Source organism: Nitrospira sp. Ecomares 2.1 (assembly GCF_965152585.1).
This window is the reverse complement of record NZ_OZ224219.1, coordinates 1,288,311-1,305,554: the sequence shown is the minus strand read 5'-3', so window position 1 is coordinate 1,305,554 and position 17,244 is coordinate 1,288,311. Positions and strand designations below refer to the sequence as shown.

General features: G+C 49.0%; 14 protein-coding genes. All 14 read right to left on the bottom strand.

Annotated features, from left to right (window positions below; translation table 11 throughout):
• Positions 1-43: 43 nt before the first annotated feature.
• On the bottom strand, positions 44-952 hold the full coding sequence (locus ACWHYD_RS05730; protein ID WP_447964952.1) for a GNAT family N-acetyltransferase: 909 nt from the start codon (positions 950-952) through the stop codon (positions 44-46).
• A 474-nt stretch (positions 953-1,426) separates the two neighbouring features.
• Positions 1,427-2,905, bottom strand: a complete 1,479-nt coding sequence (locus tag ACWHYD_RS05725; protein ID WP_447964951.1) for a flippase — start codon at positions 2,903-2,905, stop codon at positions 1,427-1,429.
• Positions 2,906-3,007: 102 nt separating this feature from the next.
• Positions 3,008-4,132: a polysaccharide deacetylase family protein gene (locus tag ACWHYD_RS05720; RefSeq protein ID WP_447964950.1), complete on the bottom strand. Its 1,125-nt coding sequence runs from the start codon at positions 4,130-4,132 to the stop codon at positions 3,008-3,010.
• Between the two features lie 9 nt (positions 4,133-4,141).
• Entirely contained in the window at positions 4,142-5,251 is a 1,110-nt protein-coding gene (locus ACWHYD_RS05715) for a glycosyltransferase family 4 protein (protein WP_447964949.1), read from the bottom strand.
• Positions 5,248-5,508 carry an acyl carrier protein gene (locus ACWHYD_RS05710; RefSeq protein ID WP_447964948.1) on the bottom strand — a complete coding sequence of 87 codons (261 nt, stop codon included), beginning with the start codon at positions 5,506-5,508 and terminating at the stop codon, positions 5,248-5,250. The genes ACWHYD_RS05715 and ACWHYD_RS05710 overlap by 4 nt, the downstream gene beginning before the upstream one ends.
• A gap of 11 nt (positions 5,509-5,519) precedes the next feature.
• Positions 5,520-7,088 (bottom strand): class I adenylate-forming enzyme family protein, encoded by a 1,569-nt coding sequence (locus tag ACWHYD_RS05705; protein WP_447964947.1) that lies wholly within the window; start codon positions 7,086-7,088, stop codon positions 5,520-5,522.
• Entirely contained in the window at positions 7,085-7,825 is a 741-nt protein-coding gene (locus ACWHYD_RS05700) for an acyltransferase (RefSeq protein WP_447964946.1), read from the bottom strand. The genes ACWHYD_RS05705 and ACWHYD_RS05700 overlap by 4 nt, the downstream gene beginning before the upstream one ends.
• 83 nt (positions 7,826-7,908) lie before the next feature.
• Positions 7,909-8,898, bottom strand: a complete 990-nt coding sequence (locus ACWHYD_RS05695) for an NAD-dependent epimerase/dehydratase family protein (protein WP_447964945.1) — start codon at positions 8,896-8,898, stop codon at positions 7,909-7,911.
• Positions 8,898-9,704: a class I SAM-dependent methyltransferase gene (locus ACWHYD_RS05690; protein WP_447964944.1), complete on the bottom strand. Its 807-nt coding sequence runs from the start codon at positions 9,702-9,704 to the stop codon at positions 8,898-8,900. The genes ACWHYD_RS05695 and ACWHYD_RS05690 overlap by 1 nt, the downstream gene beginning before the upstream one ends.
• A complete protein-coding gene (locus ACWHYD_RS05685) occupies positions 9,701-11,374 on the bottom strand; it encodes a glycerol-3-phosphate dehydrogenase/oxidase (protein ID WP_447964943.1) in 1,674 nt (557 codons plus the stop codon). Before ACWHYD_RS05685 ends, ACWHYD_RS05690 begins: the two co-directional genes overlap by 4 nt.
• Before the next feature lie 28 nt (positions 11,375-11,402).
• On the bottom strand, positions 11,403-12,581 hold the full coding sequence (locus ACWHYD_RS05680) for a glycosyltransferase family 4 protein (RefSeq protein WP_447964942.1): 1,179 nt from the start codon (positions 12,579-12,581) through the stop codon (positions 11,403-11,405).
• Between the two features lie 449 nt (positions 12,582-13,030).
• Positions 13,031-14,395: a hypothetical protein gene (locus ACWHYD_RS05675; RefSeq protein ID WP_447964941.1), complete on the bottom strand. Its 1,365-nt coding sequence runs from the start codon at positions 14,393-14,395 to the stop codon at positions 13,031-13,033.
• A gap of 456 nt (positions 14,396-14,851) precedes the next feature.
• The gene (locus ACWHYD_RS05670; RefSeq protein ID WP_447964940.1) at positions 14,852-15,676 is read right to left on the bottom strand and encodes an XrtA system polysaccharide deacetylase; all 825 of its coding nucleotides are present in this window, start codon (positions 15,674-15,676) and stop codon (positions 14,852-14,854) included.
• Between the two features lie 442 nt (positions 15,677-16,118).
• Positions 16,119-17,180, bottom strand: a complete 1,062-nt coding sequence (locus ACWHYD_RS05665) for a TIGR03013 family XrtA/PEP-CTERM system glycosyltransferase (protein ID WP_447964939.1) — start codon at positions 17,178-17,180, stop codon at positions 16,119-16,121.
• Positions 17,181-17,244 lie beyond the last annotated feature (64 nt).

Sequence of the window (17,244 nt, the reverse complement as noted above, 5' to 3'; positions counted from 1 at the left end):
TAATGCCCTCGGGCCGGCAAGTACCATTGCAAGCGACCAATATCTATAGTTGTTTGTCGGGTCTGCTCCCTAGGCGACTAATCTTACGCTGAAGCTTTTTAATGCTCTTATAGTGCCTAACTTTTGAAATAATTTTGGCTCTTATGAAGTAATGGACCATCGACTTCTTCTTTTGTGCATACATCCAGAGGTTCGTATATGGGCAAACCAGCTTTGTCCACTGCAGCTTATAGTCATCTGACGCCCCCATAAAATCAATTTCACTGAATTTATTGGAAATAAAATACTCGACGTTGTACCTCATTAATATTTTCCCCGGGGAAAATTGCCGATAAGCTTGGTCGTAGCCAGACTTGAGTTCGTACACGGTACCTCCAAAACATATATTGTATTCAAAGGCTATGGGATGGTCATCGAGAAATAGAATTTTGAGATTCAACCACCCACGATCGGCCGCCGCTTTCGCAAAGGAAGCATAAAATCGACCGTCCTTGCCTGAGGAAATATCAGTGCCCTCTTGAGCCTGCCAGCTCCGTTCGGATATTTCATAAATAATTTCAATTCCTACGTCTACCCTATCAGGGGTTGAATAATCTAACGTCTTGAGCGTTCCGCACTTCTGAATATCCTTGATACCCCTACGTATAGAATTTCGAAGATTTTTTGAAAGATTTTTGTAGTAATTCTCCCAGTCAGTTTTAATAGGCAAGAAGGGTGATTCAATACTGGTATCCCATATCCATCTACGTGGATTTTTCTTCAAAAAATCCTCTAATAAATGCATTGTCGTTGACTGTTTCTTCAAGCCCCGCAATTTCATGACATCCCATTCGTTTTCCGCCTCATAAAGGTACGAGAAGAATGCCGCAACACACCGGGATTGATCAGACTGACCAATGATTATTTCATTGGGATTAGTGTCAGATACAAAGCCTAGCTGAACAAACGACATCCCATAGTGCCTGACTACAGTTCGTACAAGCGGTGCCAGACCGATGGGCTTTCCATTTTCCAGAAATAGGATAATGAAAGGACTAATCGCTTCGGAAGACGCGTAGTACCATGAGCTAAACCAATCATATGTGGCCCAGGGAGGACAGGTAGTGTTGGTTCTCGCTACCTCGTCCCAGACCGGGCCCAAGCGGTCCAAATCTTGACTCGATCTCACTACCTGTATGTTCACTGGCATCATCCTTTTAAATTAGACCACGAGTATATGAACACAACTTTCTTACGATCCTTTATGGACGCTTGCTCCCCACTTCAAATTTTGCTCGTGAACAGATGGAGTTTCATTCGAACACCCCTTCGGCCTAAAAGTGTACTCTTTATTCAACGCCGGACCACCGGCATGGTCGAGTATTTTTATGTTCATAGGGCACATGTCTCACTTACCTTCTCTAGTTCTGCCCGGTTTTTTAGCTTGTTATTTGGTAAGACCACTCTGTATTGGACGATTATGCGATAAATAGTTGAGAAGCAGCCGAAGTTCATCCTGTCGAATATCGCTAAAAAGAACCAACACGCCACTATAAATGAGGACAGCACAAAGTATCGTGGCAGACAGTGGCAAACTGAACCAAAACACTAAGATCATCAGAAAAACGGCGACCGCAGTGCTACTAACAACAATTCTGATACCGACGTTCTGCCACACAAAAAACTTCTTAAGCTGAAAGCCAAGAAGCCCAATGAGCAAAAGTTCCGCCAAGAGCGTTGCTACCGCTGCCCCTTGCAAACCAAACCTGCTAATAAGCCAGTAGTGAAGAATGCCCCCGACACACGCAACAAGAAATTGGCTTCTGGTGACGGCCTCCTGGCGATCACTGGCTATGAGAAAAACCCGCATGATACACCTGAGAAATACCACCGGGACGAGCCAGGCAAGCCAACGGAGTATGACAATTGATTCAACAAACTCTAATCCATAAAGAAGCTCGATCAATCTTGGTGCAATCAGCCAAATACCCCCCGCCATTGGAAGACCAAGAACAATAGCCACGTTTAGCGTGACTCGATAGAGTTCCTGAAACTCCTCCAACGAACTGACATAAAGACGGGATGCAAGCGGTAAGATTGCGAGGCCGGCGAATATCGGCATAAACAACAGGACCACAATAAATCGATAGGCGACATTAAAGACCCCGGTGGCGGATACAGTAAGCATGAACCCGACAAATAATAAGGCAACCCTGGAGGAGAATAGATCCAACAGGGAATACAGGGCATAGGGGAACGCTTCGCGCAACACCTGACGAACACCGGCAGTCCTAACCGAAATACGAAGCGCCCCACAACGCCTGAGAATTAAGTGATACCCAAGTGCCACATGAAGTAAGGTCATGACTGGCAGGGATGATACGGCGAGTAACAGGCTTCCACCCAGATAAACAATCACCATCCCTGTTAAAGCTGTCGTGATTCGAAGGGAGACCTCAAAAAGACTCGTGATGTGCATATCCTCCCAGGCGACAAATACAGCTCCAAATCCCTCAACCAGGGTGAGAAAAATTTGATAGGCTCCGATCACAACGATGAGAAGCTTCATCTCATCCGGGAAGGGGAACAGGGCCGTCATCACCAGCAGCAGAGATATAACCATTCCCGATAGCAAAAGACGAACCGCCAGTAGGCGGCCATAGTAGGTCGTTACCTGATCCCTGTAACGGCTCAGATTCTTTATGGACAGGGTTTGGATCCCGAAATCGGCAAAAACGGAAAGTACACCCGTCAAGGCCATGGCAAACGAATACTGCCCGATGCCTTCTTGGCCATAGGTTCGAGCGAGAACAAGGAAGAACAGAAATGTGCATCCATCAGCAAGGAGCTTCCCGATGGTTAAATACCCGAAATTCCTGAATATCCTTGCTCCTGCCCCAACATCATTATTGGCATCTTCATTCATAAGACAGCTAATCTCTCATGGGAACAAATGGTTCGTTCCTAAAATTCGGCAACGTAACATCTCTACCCTTCCTCGTTACCCCATCCATGTGACAACCACCCACTACATTGCTCGACCGAATAGCCTCCATAATGGCCTACGCCCAACGCCCGGAAGCCTAAAGATATACTTCGGTTGAAGCCGTGAGATTGGGAGCGGTTGGACCCCATCCTTATTCACGAATTGCGGCAGGAGACTCCCCCAAGCGTTGGTGACGTACCCGGCCTCAAGGGAAAGCTCCGCTGCAAGTGCAGACCCCCTGTACCAGGGAAAACAAAAATGCCGCACCCGGCTACCTGGTAGGTTGGCTTCAATGGCTGCCTTCGACTGACACAGATCCGTGAGGATAGCGTTTCGTTGTTCATCGGCAGTTTCGAATTCAATTGGAGCGCATTTTCCCTGTGCATTCTTTATGATTTGTTTGAGTTGACGCCGCCAGTCCCGATCGTAAAAGAATTCTTGACCGCCGTGATCTGCCACGTATCTGACACACAGGTCTTCGATTTGAACGTTTTCGATAAACGCTGGATTGGCACACATACGTGCATTCCATTGATATATCGGCGATCCCCAAAGGTTATGAAGTTCGGTGCGAGAACTATCCAAAGTTTGCTGACGAATCGGCGCAAGATCTGACTCCAGAAACGAAGTGGAAAGGCCTGGCCTTTTGAAATCCACTACCGTCGGAGAGATGGCGATACTGTGGTGATACAGAGAATGTGACTGGAAATCTATGACACCACTTGAATGCATTTCGCGTATCTGTGGCCAACTGCAAAGAGCACCCTCTAAATCGGTTCCAGACAAATTCGTTCCGCCATTTGGCACTCGCCCAGGGACGATATAGGCCACGGCCCTTTGCTTGAACTTACCGAGCAAGGGAAAGGCGACGGTATAGAGGCTGGCTTGACCATCATCGAATGTCAGCAACACTTCACGATCCCCACGTGGCGAAGCCCCGACTGTCCGTTCGTAATACTCATCTCCCGTCAGGGTGACATAGGCATTTCGGGCAATAAATTCCAAGATCGGTTGGAGGGTGGCCGTTGAAACGTCGTGAAACTGAAAGACAGGGATCTGTTCGGGTTGCACATCCGAACGCACAAATAGAGGATACCGTCCGAGCCCCAATCCAAGCAGCTCGTTACGGTTCTTCTCAAAGCTTCTCTTGAAATGTCGTATAGTCAATGTTGCACCTTAGGCAGGAGCAACGACCCACTCAAAGGCATCCAGCGTGGCTTTTGCCGTTTTCTCCCAAGAAAACCGTGCCGCGTTTTCATATCCCTTGGCAATAAGTGTTTGCCGCAGGGCGTCATCGGTCAAGACCCGACCAATGGCATTTGCAATTTCCGCAACGTCCAGTGGATCGACATAGATAGCGGCATTTCCTGCCGCTTCAGGACTTCCTCCTGTACGACTGGTGACTAACGGGCATCCGCACGCATTCGCCTCTATGTTTGGCAGGCCAAAGCTTTCGTAGTGTGAAGGAAACACTGTTGCAGCAGCGAGGTTGTAAAACGCGACAAGTTCATGTTGCGGAACATACCCGGCGAAATGAACGCAGTCTTGTAATCCCAAGCTTTCTAGAGTTTTCATGTCTTCTTGATACTTCCAACGCATACCGCCGGCCACGACAAGATGAACATCGACATGTTTTCTTACCTTCGAAAAAGCCTCCAAAAGGCGTGTGAAATTCTTCCCAGGATAGATATGGCCGGCAAACAGAATAAATCGCGATGGTAGTTTGTATTTAACTCTGACCGGGTCCAGCTGTCTTGGATCAGTAATCGATCGAAAGATAGGATCAGTGGCAAGGTAGGCCAGCTTCACTTTATCCGGATCAATACCCAAGTAGGAAATAATATCCTCCTTCGCTCGATTGGATACCGCAATGATAAGGGAGGCCTGCTTTAAATACTGGGGATAGACGGTTTTAAAAAACCAGAGATCCGCAGTCTGATGAAACTCAGGGTGGACAAACCGTTCAGTCCCATGGAGTACCATGGCTGTTTTACATCGCGCCAGGAACGGGATGGCAAACTTGGTGTGAAAGATCAGGTCGAGACCCTCACGATGCGCATACCTCGGCACTGCCCATTGATCCCACATCCACTTGCCTTTGGCAGACAGGTACACCTCCCGGACGCGATCCGTGCCAGGAAGCGATCCAAGGTGTGCCTTACTGGAGTAAAGAATGTGATACTCGTTTCGAGTATCCAAATGTAAAATGGCCTCAATCACGCTTCGCGTATAGACACCAATGCCGCCATTTTCTCCCCATGTTCTGGCACAAATGCCTATTTTCATGAGGATTCCTCTCCAGGTAACGTCAAACCATGTTTAAGGAACAGGGCCTCAATTTGTCGCGATGAGGATAGGTCTGCGGCTTGTTCGTCCTCAAGACTCACACCTAACATTTCTTCAAGCTCCATGATCAGACGCAGATGATTGATGGAATCCCAGTCGGAGAATTCCCTGCGGTGCAGATCGTCGATATCCGGAGGAATATCCACCTGAAGCAATCCTGAAAGAAACTCGATCACCTTCGCATGTGTGTTTGACATAATGTTCGTCCTTATCCATTCCGTGACACTTTGTGCAACGCTGGTGGTGACTCTGCCTTCAGCTCCCGATGCAGCATCTTGCCAAGACTGTTTCTCGGCAAGGCATCAACCGCCTCCATAAAAAACGGGACCTTGTGACTCGGAAGAGACCTGGCACAATGGCGGGTCACCGCTTTAAGATCTCCAGTCGCGCGGTCCCGAAAAACCACATAGGCCTTGGCAACCTGGCCAAGGACACGATGGGGCACACCAAGCACCGCCACCTCGGCAACATCCTTGAGCTCCAATATGCATTGTTCCACTTCTACGGGGGCATACTTCCTACCCCCACAGTTAATGACATCAACTTTACGTCCATGAAAGTAAAAAAGCCCTAGGGAATCCTTGTGGCCCATGTCACCGGTTTTCAACCAACCTCCGGGTGCAAACAACGCTTCCGTTTCCGCCGGAAGTCGATGGTAACCAAGGCACGCATGCGGACCTCGAACCCAAATCTCGCCCGTCAGTCCCTCCTCCACAGGGCAACCCTCGTCGTCCATAACTGCCATCTCCACACCGGGTATCGGAACACCGATGGAATCCGGATGTTCCAGTCCGACGGTATCTGAGAGTATCGTGCAGGTAGAGGCTTCGGTCAGCCCGTACGAATTGACCAACTCTACGTTGGGGAACCGCTCCTTGATGGCCAAATGGGTTTGAGACTCGATCGCCGCGCTGGAATTCATCAACAAACGCAAAGAGGGAAGATAATCGGCATGAAACTCCGGATAGACCATTAACATTTTGAAGGTGGCCGGCACCGCACGGAAGCAGGTGACGTTCCACTTACGAATTCGTGCCAGAAGATCAACCGCATCAAAACGTTCTACCAACACGGCTGTTCCTCCCACTTCAATCATGGGCAACATCTGACTAACCAGGGCACTGGAATGGCTGAGTGGCATGACGATGGCAATGACATCCTCATGCCGGTAGCCAAATGCCCGACGTGCGTTACCGGATGCAGCTCTGGCATTGCCATGGGACCGCATGGCGCCCTTCGGCTTGCCTATCGTACCCGAGGTATACATGAACTCGGCGATGGCGTCAGGCGCTGGTGAAATCCCCGATTCATGGAGATCCCCGGGATCGGCCGGCAGGTTCAACCACCTATCGAAACATTCAACATTTGAATGTGTTTCAACCTTGCCAATAGACAATACATGTTCGAGGGCGGGAAGTGTCTTCCACACCGTCGAAAATTTGGACCAGAGCGCCTGATGAACAATCGCGCACCGGGCACCGGAGTCTTCAAGAAGAAAGCCGATCTCCTCAGGCTTCAGACGCTCATCGACAGGATGAACAATCCCGGCAATCGCGGTCACCGCAAAGTAACTCACGACGAACTCAACGCTGTTCGGAGCCAGCAAAGCCACCACGTGGCCCGGCCGAACGTCCCATTGACGAATGAGTGCGTTGGATACACGACGTATACGCCGAGCCAATTCACGATAGGTCAGTTCTTCTTCCGCAGTGATCAGAGCAATCTTATCCGGCCACAGACCTTCCGCTTCTTGCCAGACTATGGGAAGACTCTTCATGCTCCGTTGACCTGCTTTCGTTTCTCGACGACTCGGGCGGGGTTACCCAACACCACGGTCCATGGGGGGACATCCTTGGAGACGACGGCGCCCGCACCGACAATGCTATTTTTCCCAATCGTGACGCCATCAAGAATCTTTGCGCCAATGCCAATCCAGGCACCGTCTTCAACGGTAATCCCCTTCGATGTCCGGGCTTGCTGAATGACCGGCACATCGGGGTCATCATGCGCATGGCCGCCACCAAGCATGTGCGTTCCTGCTCCGATCGCGACATTTGACCCTATCGTCAAATGACTGCGTGAAACCAGAAAACAAAATGGGCCAATCGACACGAAGTTGCCGATGGACATCGAGGAGTCATTACAACTGAGAATACTATTCCGGCCCAGGAGGATCTGATCGCCAAGCACGATGGAAGAGCCGTGTCCTTTGGCATCAAGAACTACGCAATCATCAATCATCACTCCCCGCCCCAGGTGAATTCTTCCCGGACAACGGAGCACGCCCCCTGCACCAAAGACCGTCCCTCGACCCACGGACCCCAGCAGCCTTGGATAACACTTGCCCCGTACGAAATACCCGATGGCACCGGGTAATCGACCCAGCACCGAGATAAACAGTTCATATTTGGCCAGCGCACCAAGAGATTCCTCGCCAACGAACATGCTGAGGTATTGACGATACGGAGAAAGTTTTTCGTCCCCAAGCGACTCGACTAGCGGTCTCTCATTCATCCCGGTGCTCCCTTGCCGATTGCAAACAGATACATAGTGTTTAGAGATCCCCGTAGATTCTTGATATGGACCATGGGCAACGTTTAGAGGAGTCCATGATCCTCATACCAACGGATGGTTCGTTTCAGCCCTTCCTCTAAGGATACGCGTGGAGCATAGCCAAGCACGCGTTTGACTTTTTCGATGGAAAAAGCCCGATTGTTTTTAAAAAAACTCACCCGTCGTTTGTGCAGAGGAGGTTCTATTCCCAGTGGGGTGCAGACCGACTCACAGAGACCGGCAAGCCATTCCACGGGCCTAAGGGGAATATGCATACTCGGGGCAGGAACCTGAAGTTGCGCGGAAATGCGATCCACGAGGTCATGCAAGGGAAGGTATCCATCTCCTCCGATGATGAACGCTTCACCTACGGCCTTCTCATGTGATGCACAAAGCAGAAACCCTTCAATCACATCATCAATATAGGCGGGATGAAAAAATACATTGCCTTGCCCGATATAGATAAACTGTCGCTTTTTTATGGTGCGAAACAGTTTCAGCATTCGAAGATCTTCCGGCCCATACAGAGAAATCGGTCGAACGACGCTAATGGGCAACCCTGTTTCCTGATGAAATTTCCACACGTACTGTTCCGCCAGGAGCTTCGTTTCCTGATATAAATCCGTGGGGTTGAACGGGGTTTCTTCATGAGCCGGAATCGACTGCACATCCCCATGGACGCCGATTGTACTGCAATGCACCACCCGACCAACCCCATATTTCTTGGCGGCACCGAGCACATTCTTTGTCCCTTCGACATTCACGGCATAGGCATCGGTCTTATCCGATCCCCCTTTTCGAAAGTTGGAGACCAAGTGAAATATTTTCTCCACTCCTTTCACGGCCTGCTCCACATCCTGGAGATTACGGATGTCCCCCCATATGACTTCACACCCCGTAGTGGCTGGCGAGGCCTCACCCTGCTTGCTCCCCCGATGCGCAAAGACCCGAACCTCCTGACCGTCTGCGAGTAACCGCCTGACAAGATGGGTCCCCAAAAACCCTTTTCCGCCCGTGACCATGACTCGTCCCATTACGCGTTTGCATCCTTTTTGTTTTGAGCAACCACTAAAAGCATGTATCCACTCGTAAAAAATAAGGCGGTATCAAGTTTCGAGATCGTCCAAATAATCGGGTAGAGCAATGAATACATGGTGAAAATTTTTTGATATTGCTTCAGATCTTTCCCGGTCACCACCAGCCCTTTCGCAGAAGTCCGCTTCCCTCTCTTCAGGAGATCAAACGCAAACGTGATCAACGTATCGATACATTCTGAAAAGAATTTGGAATAGGTCTTCTCCGATACCACCTGGAAATGATCGCCCAGTATCCGATTGATGTCACCGAGGGTATATCCCGGGCGGAGATGCCCATGTTTTTCATCAGTCTGGCCAATGGCCAATCGAATTTTTCTGAGGAGAGTCGGTTTTATGTGCGGCACATTCAGAACGACTCGTCCATGAGGCTTCACAATCCGATGCAGCTCACGGATAAAGGCCTCATCATTGTGAATATGTTCAAGGAAATCGATCACGGCCACACGGTCGAATTCATTGTCGGCAAATGGTGTTGGACGATCATCAATCTGAAACACCGGTTCCTGAATCAAATCTTGAATCGTTTCCACAGTGGTTTGATCCAAGTCCGCGCTTTTCCACTGTCCTCCCCGTTGACGAAGCAGATAGCTGATCACACCATTATCCGCGCCAATATCCAGACAGTGTAATGTCGTCGTTTCGCCAAGTGCTTCGGTGAGTTCTTTGTATTTCCGTTGTTTCAAGACGGATTTTTTAAAGAGTCGCAAGGGCCATATGGGCTCTGCGTGTTTCGTCCTGTTCATCCTGGATACCGACCTCGCACCATGGCCAACTCCTCTAGGGTCCGGCATTCACTCCATCCCAACTCTTGGGAAAGAATATCCGCACACAAATCCAGGGCCATATCGCCTGGATAACCAGCCGTCCCTAACTCTGTTCGGCGAAAAACCACATCACTTAATCGTTGGGCCATTTCCTCCCGCAAGGCATACCGGACTTCTGCTTGGAGAATCTCCATAGATTCTGACCCGTCGGAGGTGTTTCTCTCGCCCGAATCAGGCAAATACTGAAGTACCATGCGATAAGAAGACCCATAATTGTGAATCAAGCGATGTACAGTTTTTTGACTCAATTTCCCTGGTGCACTTTTCATTTCCTGATTTAAAAATTCCTGAAACCTGCCAATATTTCCTCCATAAAGAGGAGTTATAGCCGTTTGTGAAGGTGATGGATTTCTGCCCAACACCCGAAACACCCGATCAACCACATGCTCGGCCACTCTTCGTGCCGTTGTGAATTTCACCCCCACCAGCGAGATAACATTTCGCGCGCCCACATCTTCCCTTGTACGGATGTAAACTCCACTTTCCAGTTGAATATCTCTTCGACGAGACTCCGCCTTCGCTCCAGGGAGCAATCCGCCATTGACCATGGCCACATCTTCCATCGTGAGAGCCGCGTGGGGATAGGACTGATTAATCTCCTCCAAAAATTCATGAATATCTTCCTCGGAAATCCTGAACTCATCCGGCTTGCCTTCATAGGAGCGATAGGATGTTCCGATGAGGGAGCAATCACGCCAGGGCACCATAAAGAGCAATCGTTTCCCCTTTTTCAGCAGAGCTCGGTCATCGGAATAGACTTCTCTGGCCGCCAGCCCGACCGCATAGGAAGAGAACAATGGACGGGTAATAATATTAAAAGCCTTGACCCACGGGATCTTGTGGTATCCGGGTCGATCAGACAACATGTCTTCCGTTTGATCCAACCAGGGTCCGCACGCATTCACCACCACGTTGGCTTCGACTTGAAAGCGCTCCCCTGAGAGCTGATCCTCAGCTTCTACCCCACGAATCTGATCCTTCGTTTTGAGATATCCCACCACCTTGACATAATTCGCCACTTCCGCCCCCATTGATTCGGCCGAATGGAGAAATGACAGAAGCAATCGCTCTGAGTTGTACACCATACCGTCATGAAACACTCCACCACCCGTCAGATCATGTTCAGGAATATTCGGCAACAGCTCCAGTACCTGACGTCGGGAGAGAATTCGTCCTCGTGGAATATGTTTTTGCGGGTCGTCCAATCGGTTTCGATCAAACCCGATAAGATCGTTGATTGCTAAGGCACATGCAAAAACCTCTTTTCCTCGCAGGCCATGCCCATAGGTGGGAATAAGGACAGGCAAGGGATGAACCAAATGGGGGGCAACCCGCATAAGAGCCATTTGCTCCTGCATGGATTCCCGCATTCGCGTAACATCCCCATGCTGTAAATATCTAAATCCTCCATGAATGATCTTTAAGCTATTGGCCGATGTCCCTGAACCGATATCCCCTTGCTCAAACAGCACCACCGATAATCCACGAAGACTCGCATCCCAGGCCACACAGGCACCATAAATTCCTCCGCCTACCACCGCGACATCGTACCGGGCGTTCGCTAAACGAGGTAAATTTCTGGTCAACATCGCAGCTAAAATAAATAGAAAGTCCGACCTAAGTTATAGATTCGGAGGGCTGTTGTATGGTCGTCATGAGATGATCATAGGCCGCATTCAATTTCATGCGATATGCGGGATAACTGTATTTCTCCTCAACCAGTTTCTGCGCGGCCTGCCCAAGAGACACTCGCAAGGGTCGGTTCCGAATAAGCTGAACCAACCCATCAGCAAATAATTCCGGAGTCGGGTCGGCCAACATGGCCACATCCCGATTGATAACCTGGGTATGGGTCATCAAATTTGTGGCGAGGACGGCCTTTCCACTGGCGAGATAGGAATACAATTTCATCGGAGTATTATTGCCTTTGATTCTTGGCGACACCAAAATATCCGCTTGCGAAAGATAAACAGATAATTGGTCAAGAGGCCGTGGCCCCAGGAAATACACGTGGCCGTCGACACCTAATTTTCCGGCTTTCCGGTAATATGAATCTCTATCGTCCTTTTCCCCGCCAACAATAAACAACGTGATCGGTGAGACCTCCCTCAAGGCCAGAGCAAAGCTTTCCAACAACAAATCGATGCCTTGATAGGCCTCGAGATTTCCGACATATAAGATCCGTATGCCTGGGACATCCAGATCCTGGTTCACCGCTGTGAAGGAATTTGTCGATTCTCCAAGAAGGGGGACATCTTCAAGGAGTATGACTTTTAACGGGCGATACGGTTCAATTCTCTTGACCAATGCTTCACAGACAGGCAGCACGACAGAGGCAGACTTGACGATCCGACGTTCGCAATATGTGAATGCCTGGGACAGAATAGCCAGACGAGGATATTTCTCAATCATTTGTTGTGCCAACGAAGAGTCCATGTCATAGAGATAGGGAATCCGTAATATCCACTTCACCACCAGCGCCATAAAGGCCGATTCTTCCACAGCATGAACCAGGTGATATCGCTTTTGACAAAGCAGCAAGATCAACTTGACGCCCAGCAATCCATCGCACAGCAACTTTTTCAACGAAAATCCTGGTCGAATGTTGCGGAGGAACGGCCATGCGGGTATTCGGTAAATACTGACGTTTGGATAGTCCACAGCCCTTCCTTCGTGGAACGTAAGCACATCAACGTGATCCCCCCGTTCGGATAAGACCTTGAGGACAAGATTGACTGCAATGGGAGTCCCTCGATCCTGATAAAAAGGATGGGGTGCTAGCAGCAAAATATCCATATCAGACTTTCATGAAATTCTTAATAAGGAAATCCGTAGCGAATGTTTACGATTATTCACACCTGGGTTTCCTTACCGAGGGATTAAGCCTCACGAAAATCGGGATCAGGATTTTTCTCAGCCATGACTTGACCACTAGGATTCCTACCTGTTGCCAATACCAAACCTTCCACAGGTTCTAGGTTTAAAAGAGAAAATCCTAAAGTTACCCAGACAACACTTTTAGAAATCTATCGGTTAATTCGCGAGACGAATTGAAGATTTGTCACGAAGAAGATGACCAAATCCACAGGCGGGCGCGGTTAGAGGCGCGGTCACTGAATTTGTATTCAGACAACCGATTGAGCATATTGATGGGATAAGGAATGGTGCGGGCAGGATGAAGCTTGATGCGATTGGCAACGAAAGGATTTTTTGGTCCCAATTCTGAACATTTTCTGGACCCATCCTCATCGCATCAGCACCCAAGGATCAGCAAAGGCCGTCAACCCAAAAAAGACCTGATTGACTTTAATATCACCGACCGCCAGGCCCTTGGACTTCTGATTAATATGGGAGTAGCTCACATTGCCGGAAAGCCAGTTCAGAAAGGCATAAGAGATTCCCCCCTGAACCCGATAGGTATTGGTATCAAAGGCATTGCCGTCTTGAGTCGATTTGTTCCTCGCGTAACCGAAAGACGCAAAGCCATTTAACTTTGTGCTCAGGCTGTGTTGAATCCTTCCCGTAAGGGTTTGTGTGCGAGTCTCTTGAGAGGCCAACCCTCCACCACCCCCGATAGTTTGATCCACATTCAGGGAAATGTTTCCGTTTCGGTAGCTTTTCGTAATTGTCGCCCCCCCAATAAATGTGCTCTGCCACTTATCAGAAAGCTCTTGGGTGGTTGCCCCATTATCCTGAGTCTCTTTAGCACCTATTTGCTTGCTAAACGCGGCCCCGCCCTGTAGAGCTCCTGTCAACAACGGAGTGAAGTTATGGGAAATGGTTAATCGAGGCTGGTGAGAAATCAGTTTATCCGAAACGGTGACCTGGGTCGGTGTGCCGAGATAGTCTGTTTGCAAATAGGTATAGGAAGGGATGATCGTGGTTTGCTCAGACTTCCCATAGCTCAATGCAAATCTTCCGATATGTGTCAACTGATCCTGGAAACCACTGGAAAAAAAGTGAAGGTACTGGTTTTTGTAGCTAAAAGTCGGAGTCACCGAAGGCGTCATGGCATAGCCTACGGTAATTCCGGACATATTCGAAAACGCACTGGCTCGGGAAGTAAACACTCCCTGGGTGCCACCGGTTCCTTGTGAAATTCCAGATCCCCCCAAAGCTCCTCCTGCGGCGCCCACAGTTCCTCCCGTGCCTCCAGAATCAGTTCCCCCTCTCCCAGAATACGTAGTAGAAGCATCCTGTGCTCCAGACAAAGAGAAGGCATCTAATTGAGGAGTAAAATTCATAGTTTCATCAATAGTCACAGTCAATTTCTTATATCGTTTAGTAAGGAAAGGGAGGTCCAACAGAATATTCGCGTTTTGAATATAGCGATTTTGATCAGGATTGTTGACGAATGCCGCAAACCTGCCGAAATAGGTCGCACCTAACACAATATCTGGATTGTCATATCTCAGCTCAAGATTAGGGCCTGCTAAGGTTCCAAAATCATCCTCTTTATCTTTATCATTATAAAATAGATTGTCTGTATAGGTTTCAGTAAGGTTGAAGGAGGATTCCAGAGTAAGAGCAGCTAAAACGAGACTCGAAGGGTAAGCGATAGCCAAGCAAAGGAAAACCATACCTGGACGAAAGACGTTTTGATTTCGCATGTTCTAAATCACATCCTCCTCATCTGGTCAAACAGACACTACCCCAAGCCCTGCAAAAATCTGGCACTGTCGCCTCCCAACCTCAATACAAGGGAAACAACCGATAAAACCGTGCATAATGTTATGTATCGGTCAAAAAGATGAAAAAATAAGCCACAAGTCCAAAAATAATTCAGTCTCAATATTGGGCCATGAAAAATTCTTTCTGACTTGACTGCAGTTCACGACGAGAAACAACCATTTCCCCCGAGAACTGATGAGGTGGCTTAATTTGTGGCTCACTTCAGAAGGTTTAAGGAGATTTGCAATAAAGATGTGGGCCTACTATTGGAAGGACATGGGTGCGTTAGACAATTGGAGGAATAAATGTAAAGGTCCCCTACTAATGCCCCTTAGCACGAAAAAAATTATTAAATAGAGGATGCGCGTGATTTCCTGACAGGCACCGTCTCCGAATTAGGAGGTAATGAGATTGCGATACGGCCCGAAGGAAAAATCCTGAATGAGTTGAATGAGACGACCATGAACCTTTTCGAGATTCAAGTAATGACGAAACTCTGAAAGCATGGAGCCCCTCATACGGGGTTGAGTAGGGTCCAGCTCCCACGGATGGAGGTACATAATAAGCGGATGCCCCTGTGATTCGATTCGCTGCAGGAGTGGCTTGAGCAACCGATAAGGAAACAGACGAAAATATCCGCCTCCTGCAACCGGAAAGGTCATCCCTGCCCATTTACAGGTTGACGGTGGCACCTCCCAAATTGGCCCTGAATCGGTGGAGATGGTGTGAATGGTTGGGATGGCCCCAGGAATTCCATAGTAATCGTGCACGACGGCCATGATACTGGAATCATAGTGGTACCCTTCCTCTACAAGAATCGGCAAGGCCCATTCCGATTCCTTCGTAATCGAGAAGGTCGGGGCACGGTAACCGATGATGGGCACCCCTCCAATATCTTCCAAAATATGTTTGGCTTGGCGAATATCTTCCCGAAACGCCTGAGGCGTTTGCCCTGTAATGAGTTCGTGCCCATACCCATGAGAGGCCAATTCATGCCCCGACTCCACAATACGCCTGATTAACCCCTTGTGTCGTTCGGCCACCCAACCCAGCACAAACATCGTGGCATGAATCCCCTGCTTCTCCAGGAGATCCAGGATAAGATGAGTGTTACGCTCTACCCGGCTTTCATGTCTCTCCCAATGGCGACGGCGGGCCACACAATCAAAGGCAGCAACCTGAAAATGTTCTTCAATATCGAAGCTCAACCCGTGGATCATACTGAATGTCCATCCTTTAACATATTTTCAGACCCTTTCGGTTTATCGGAGGGTACACTGAAGTCCGTTGAAGATGAACGAGTGGCGCTGCGAGGGATCCTTCACGATTCAACTGTGGGAACTTGAAAGCATGAGGCAGAAAAGCGGGAGGTGATAGGAATAGAGGAAGAGAAGTAGGAGGGGATTTTTGAGTGACGCTGGAGAGAGAAAATCTACGATGTAGAACTCCAACACATTTGTCTCACCCTTTACCCCTCACTTCTCACGTGTTTCATAAAACTAAAAGATGGATGCCCGGAACAGCCTGTGCTGCATGACAGGAAGAGATTCGACTACCATTACACTCTTCACGCCTCACCCGTTATGCCTTACGAAATACTGCCCGAGGCTGATCACGTGGAGTCATTCTAAAAAAGTCCAGCGAACTCCTTGTCAATTTCGCTTATCGCGCACCCTCTCCCGTAAACATGACACCAATGGTTCTCATCAGGATTCGTAGGTCCAAACATAACGAGAGATTTTTGACATAATAGAGATCATATTGCAATTTAACATGCGAATCCTCCAGCGACCCCGCATACTGGAAACAGATCTGCGCCCAGCCTGAGATTCCTGGGCGAACGGTGTGTCGAAGGTCATAGTAGGGAATGGATTTGCGCAGTTCCTGCACAAAATGGGGACGCTCAGGTCGAGGGCCGACCAAGCTCATATCCCCTTTTAAAACATTAATCAATTGGGGTAATTCATCCAACCGAAGCTTTCGAAGCCAGGCCCCCGTTTTCGTCACGCGCACATCTCCCAGGCTCGCCCACTGAATCCCTTGGGCCTCCGCATCATTTCGCATCGAACGAAATTTCAACAGGACATAGGGATACCCATGATGTCCCACTCGAGTCTGGCGATAAAAGATCGGTCCAGGAGAGTCTGATTTTACCAATAAGGCTATTAAACCAAATAAGGGGGCTAACGCAATCAGGCCCAGAAACGCGCCGAGGACATCCCCCACACGCTTAAGAAACATAACGATTGGTTTTCTTCTGAACCCTGACGAAAAAATGAGAAAGCTGGGCTTGAGCTCATCAATCGACAGGCGACCACACTCAGTTTCATACAGGCGGTGTCCATCAATCACCTCCAGGCCCATGGATTTTACATCCAGAAGAGAATCCAGGGGCAAGCCTCCCCGACGATCCTCTACACAGACCGCAACCGTCTCTATTTCACATTTTTCAACGACTTCAAACAACTGCTCGGTCGTCCCAAGAACCATGGGATTGACCAATGAAGTTCCGACCAAGGCAGGATTATTCGACAAAAACCCTTTGACGTCATACCGGTAGGATCGATCGAACACTAAGACACGCGCAAGGGCTTGGGCCAAAACCCCATCCCCTACAATGAGAACACGTTTTTTGGGCCACCGCTTTGGGGCCAATGTAAAAAAATACGTCCTCCATTGACTTCGCATAAAAAGCCTTAGCAATCCGAGGCGAGTCCACCTCATCAGCATCACATTCAATATACTCGGTCAAGCCCTGGCTGGATATTGGATTGAGCCTCCCTGCTTT

Bases quoted from the DNA above. Each gene is read 5' to 3' on its own strand.
- ACWHYD_RS05665 (WP_447964939.1), bottom strand. From the start codon at position 17,180: ATGAGGTGGACTCGCCTCGGATTGCTAAGGCTTTTTATGCGAAGTCAA.
- ACWHYD_RS05675 (WP_447964941.1), bottom strand. From the start codon at position 14,395: ATGCGAAATCAAAACGTCTTTCGTCCAGGTATGGTTTTCCTTTGCTTG.
- ACWHYD_RS05680 (WP_447964942.1), bottom strand. From the start codon at position 12,581: ATGGATATTTTGCTGCTAGCACCCCATCCTTTTTATCAGGATCGAGGG.
- ACWHYD_RS05730 (WP_447964952.1), bottom strand. From the start codon at position 952: ATGTCGTTTGTTCAGCTAGGCTTTGTATCTGACACTAATCCCAATGAA.
- ACWHYD_RS05725 (WP_447964951.1), bottom strand. From the start codon at position 2,905: ATGAATGAAGATGCCAATAATGATGTTGGGGCAGGAGCAAGGATATTC.
- ACWHYD_RS05690 (WP_447964944.1), bottom strand. From the start codon at position 9,704: ATGAACAGGACGAAACACGCAGAGCCCATATGGCCCTTGCGACTCTTT.
- ACWHYD_RS05685 (WP_447964943.1), bottom strand. From the start codon at position 11,374: ATGTTGACCAGAAATTTACCTCGTTTAGCGAACGCCCGGTACGATGTC.
- ACWHYD_RS05710 (WP_447964948.1), bottom strand. From the start codon at position 5,508: ATGTCAAACACACATGCGAAGGTGATCGAGTTTCTTTCAGGATTGCTT.
- ACWHYD_RS05715 (WP_447964949.1), bottom strand. From the start codon at position 5,251: ATGAAAATAGGCATTTGTGCCAGAACATGGGGAGAAAATGGCGGCATT.
- ACWHYD_RS05695 (WP_447964945.1), bottom strand. From the start codon at position 8,898: ATGGGACGAGTCATGGTCACGGGCGGAAAAGGGTTTTTGGGGACCCAT.
- ACWHYD_RS05705 (WP_447964947.1), bottom strand. From the start codon at position 7,088: ATGAAGAGTCTTCCCATAGTCTGGCAAGAAGCGGAAGGTCTGTGGCCG.
- ACWHYD_RS05700 (WP_447964946.1), bottom strand. From the start codon at position 7,825: ATGAATGAGAGACCGCTAGTCGAGTCGCTTGGGGACGAAAAACTTTCT.
- ACWHYD_RS05670 (WP_447964940.1), bottom strand. From the start codon at position 15,676: ATGATCCACGGGTTGAGCTTCGATATTGAAGAACATTTTCAGGTTGCT.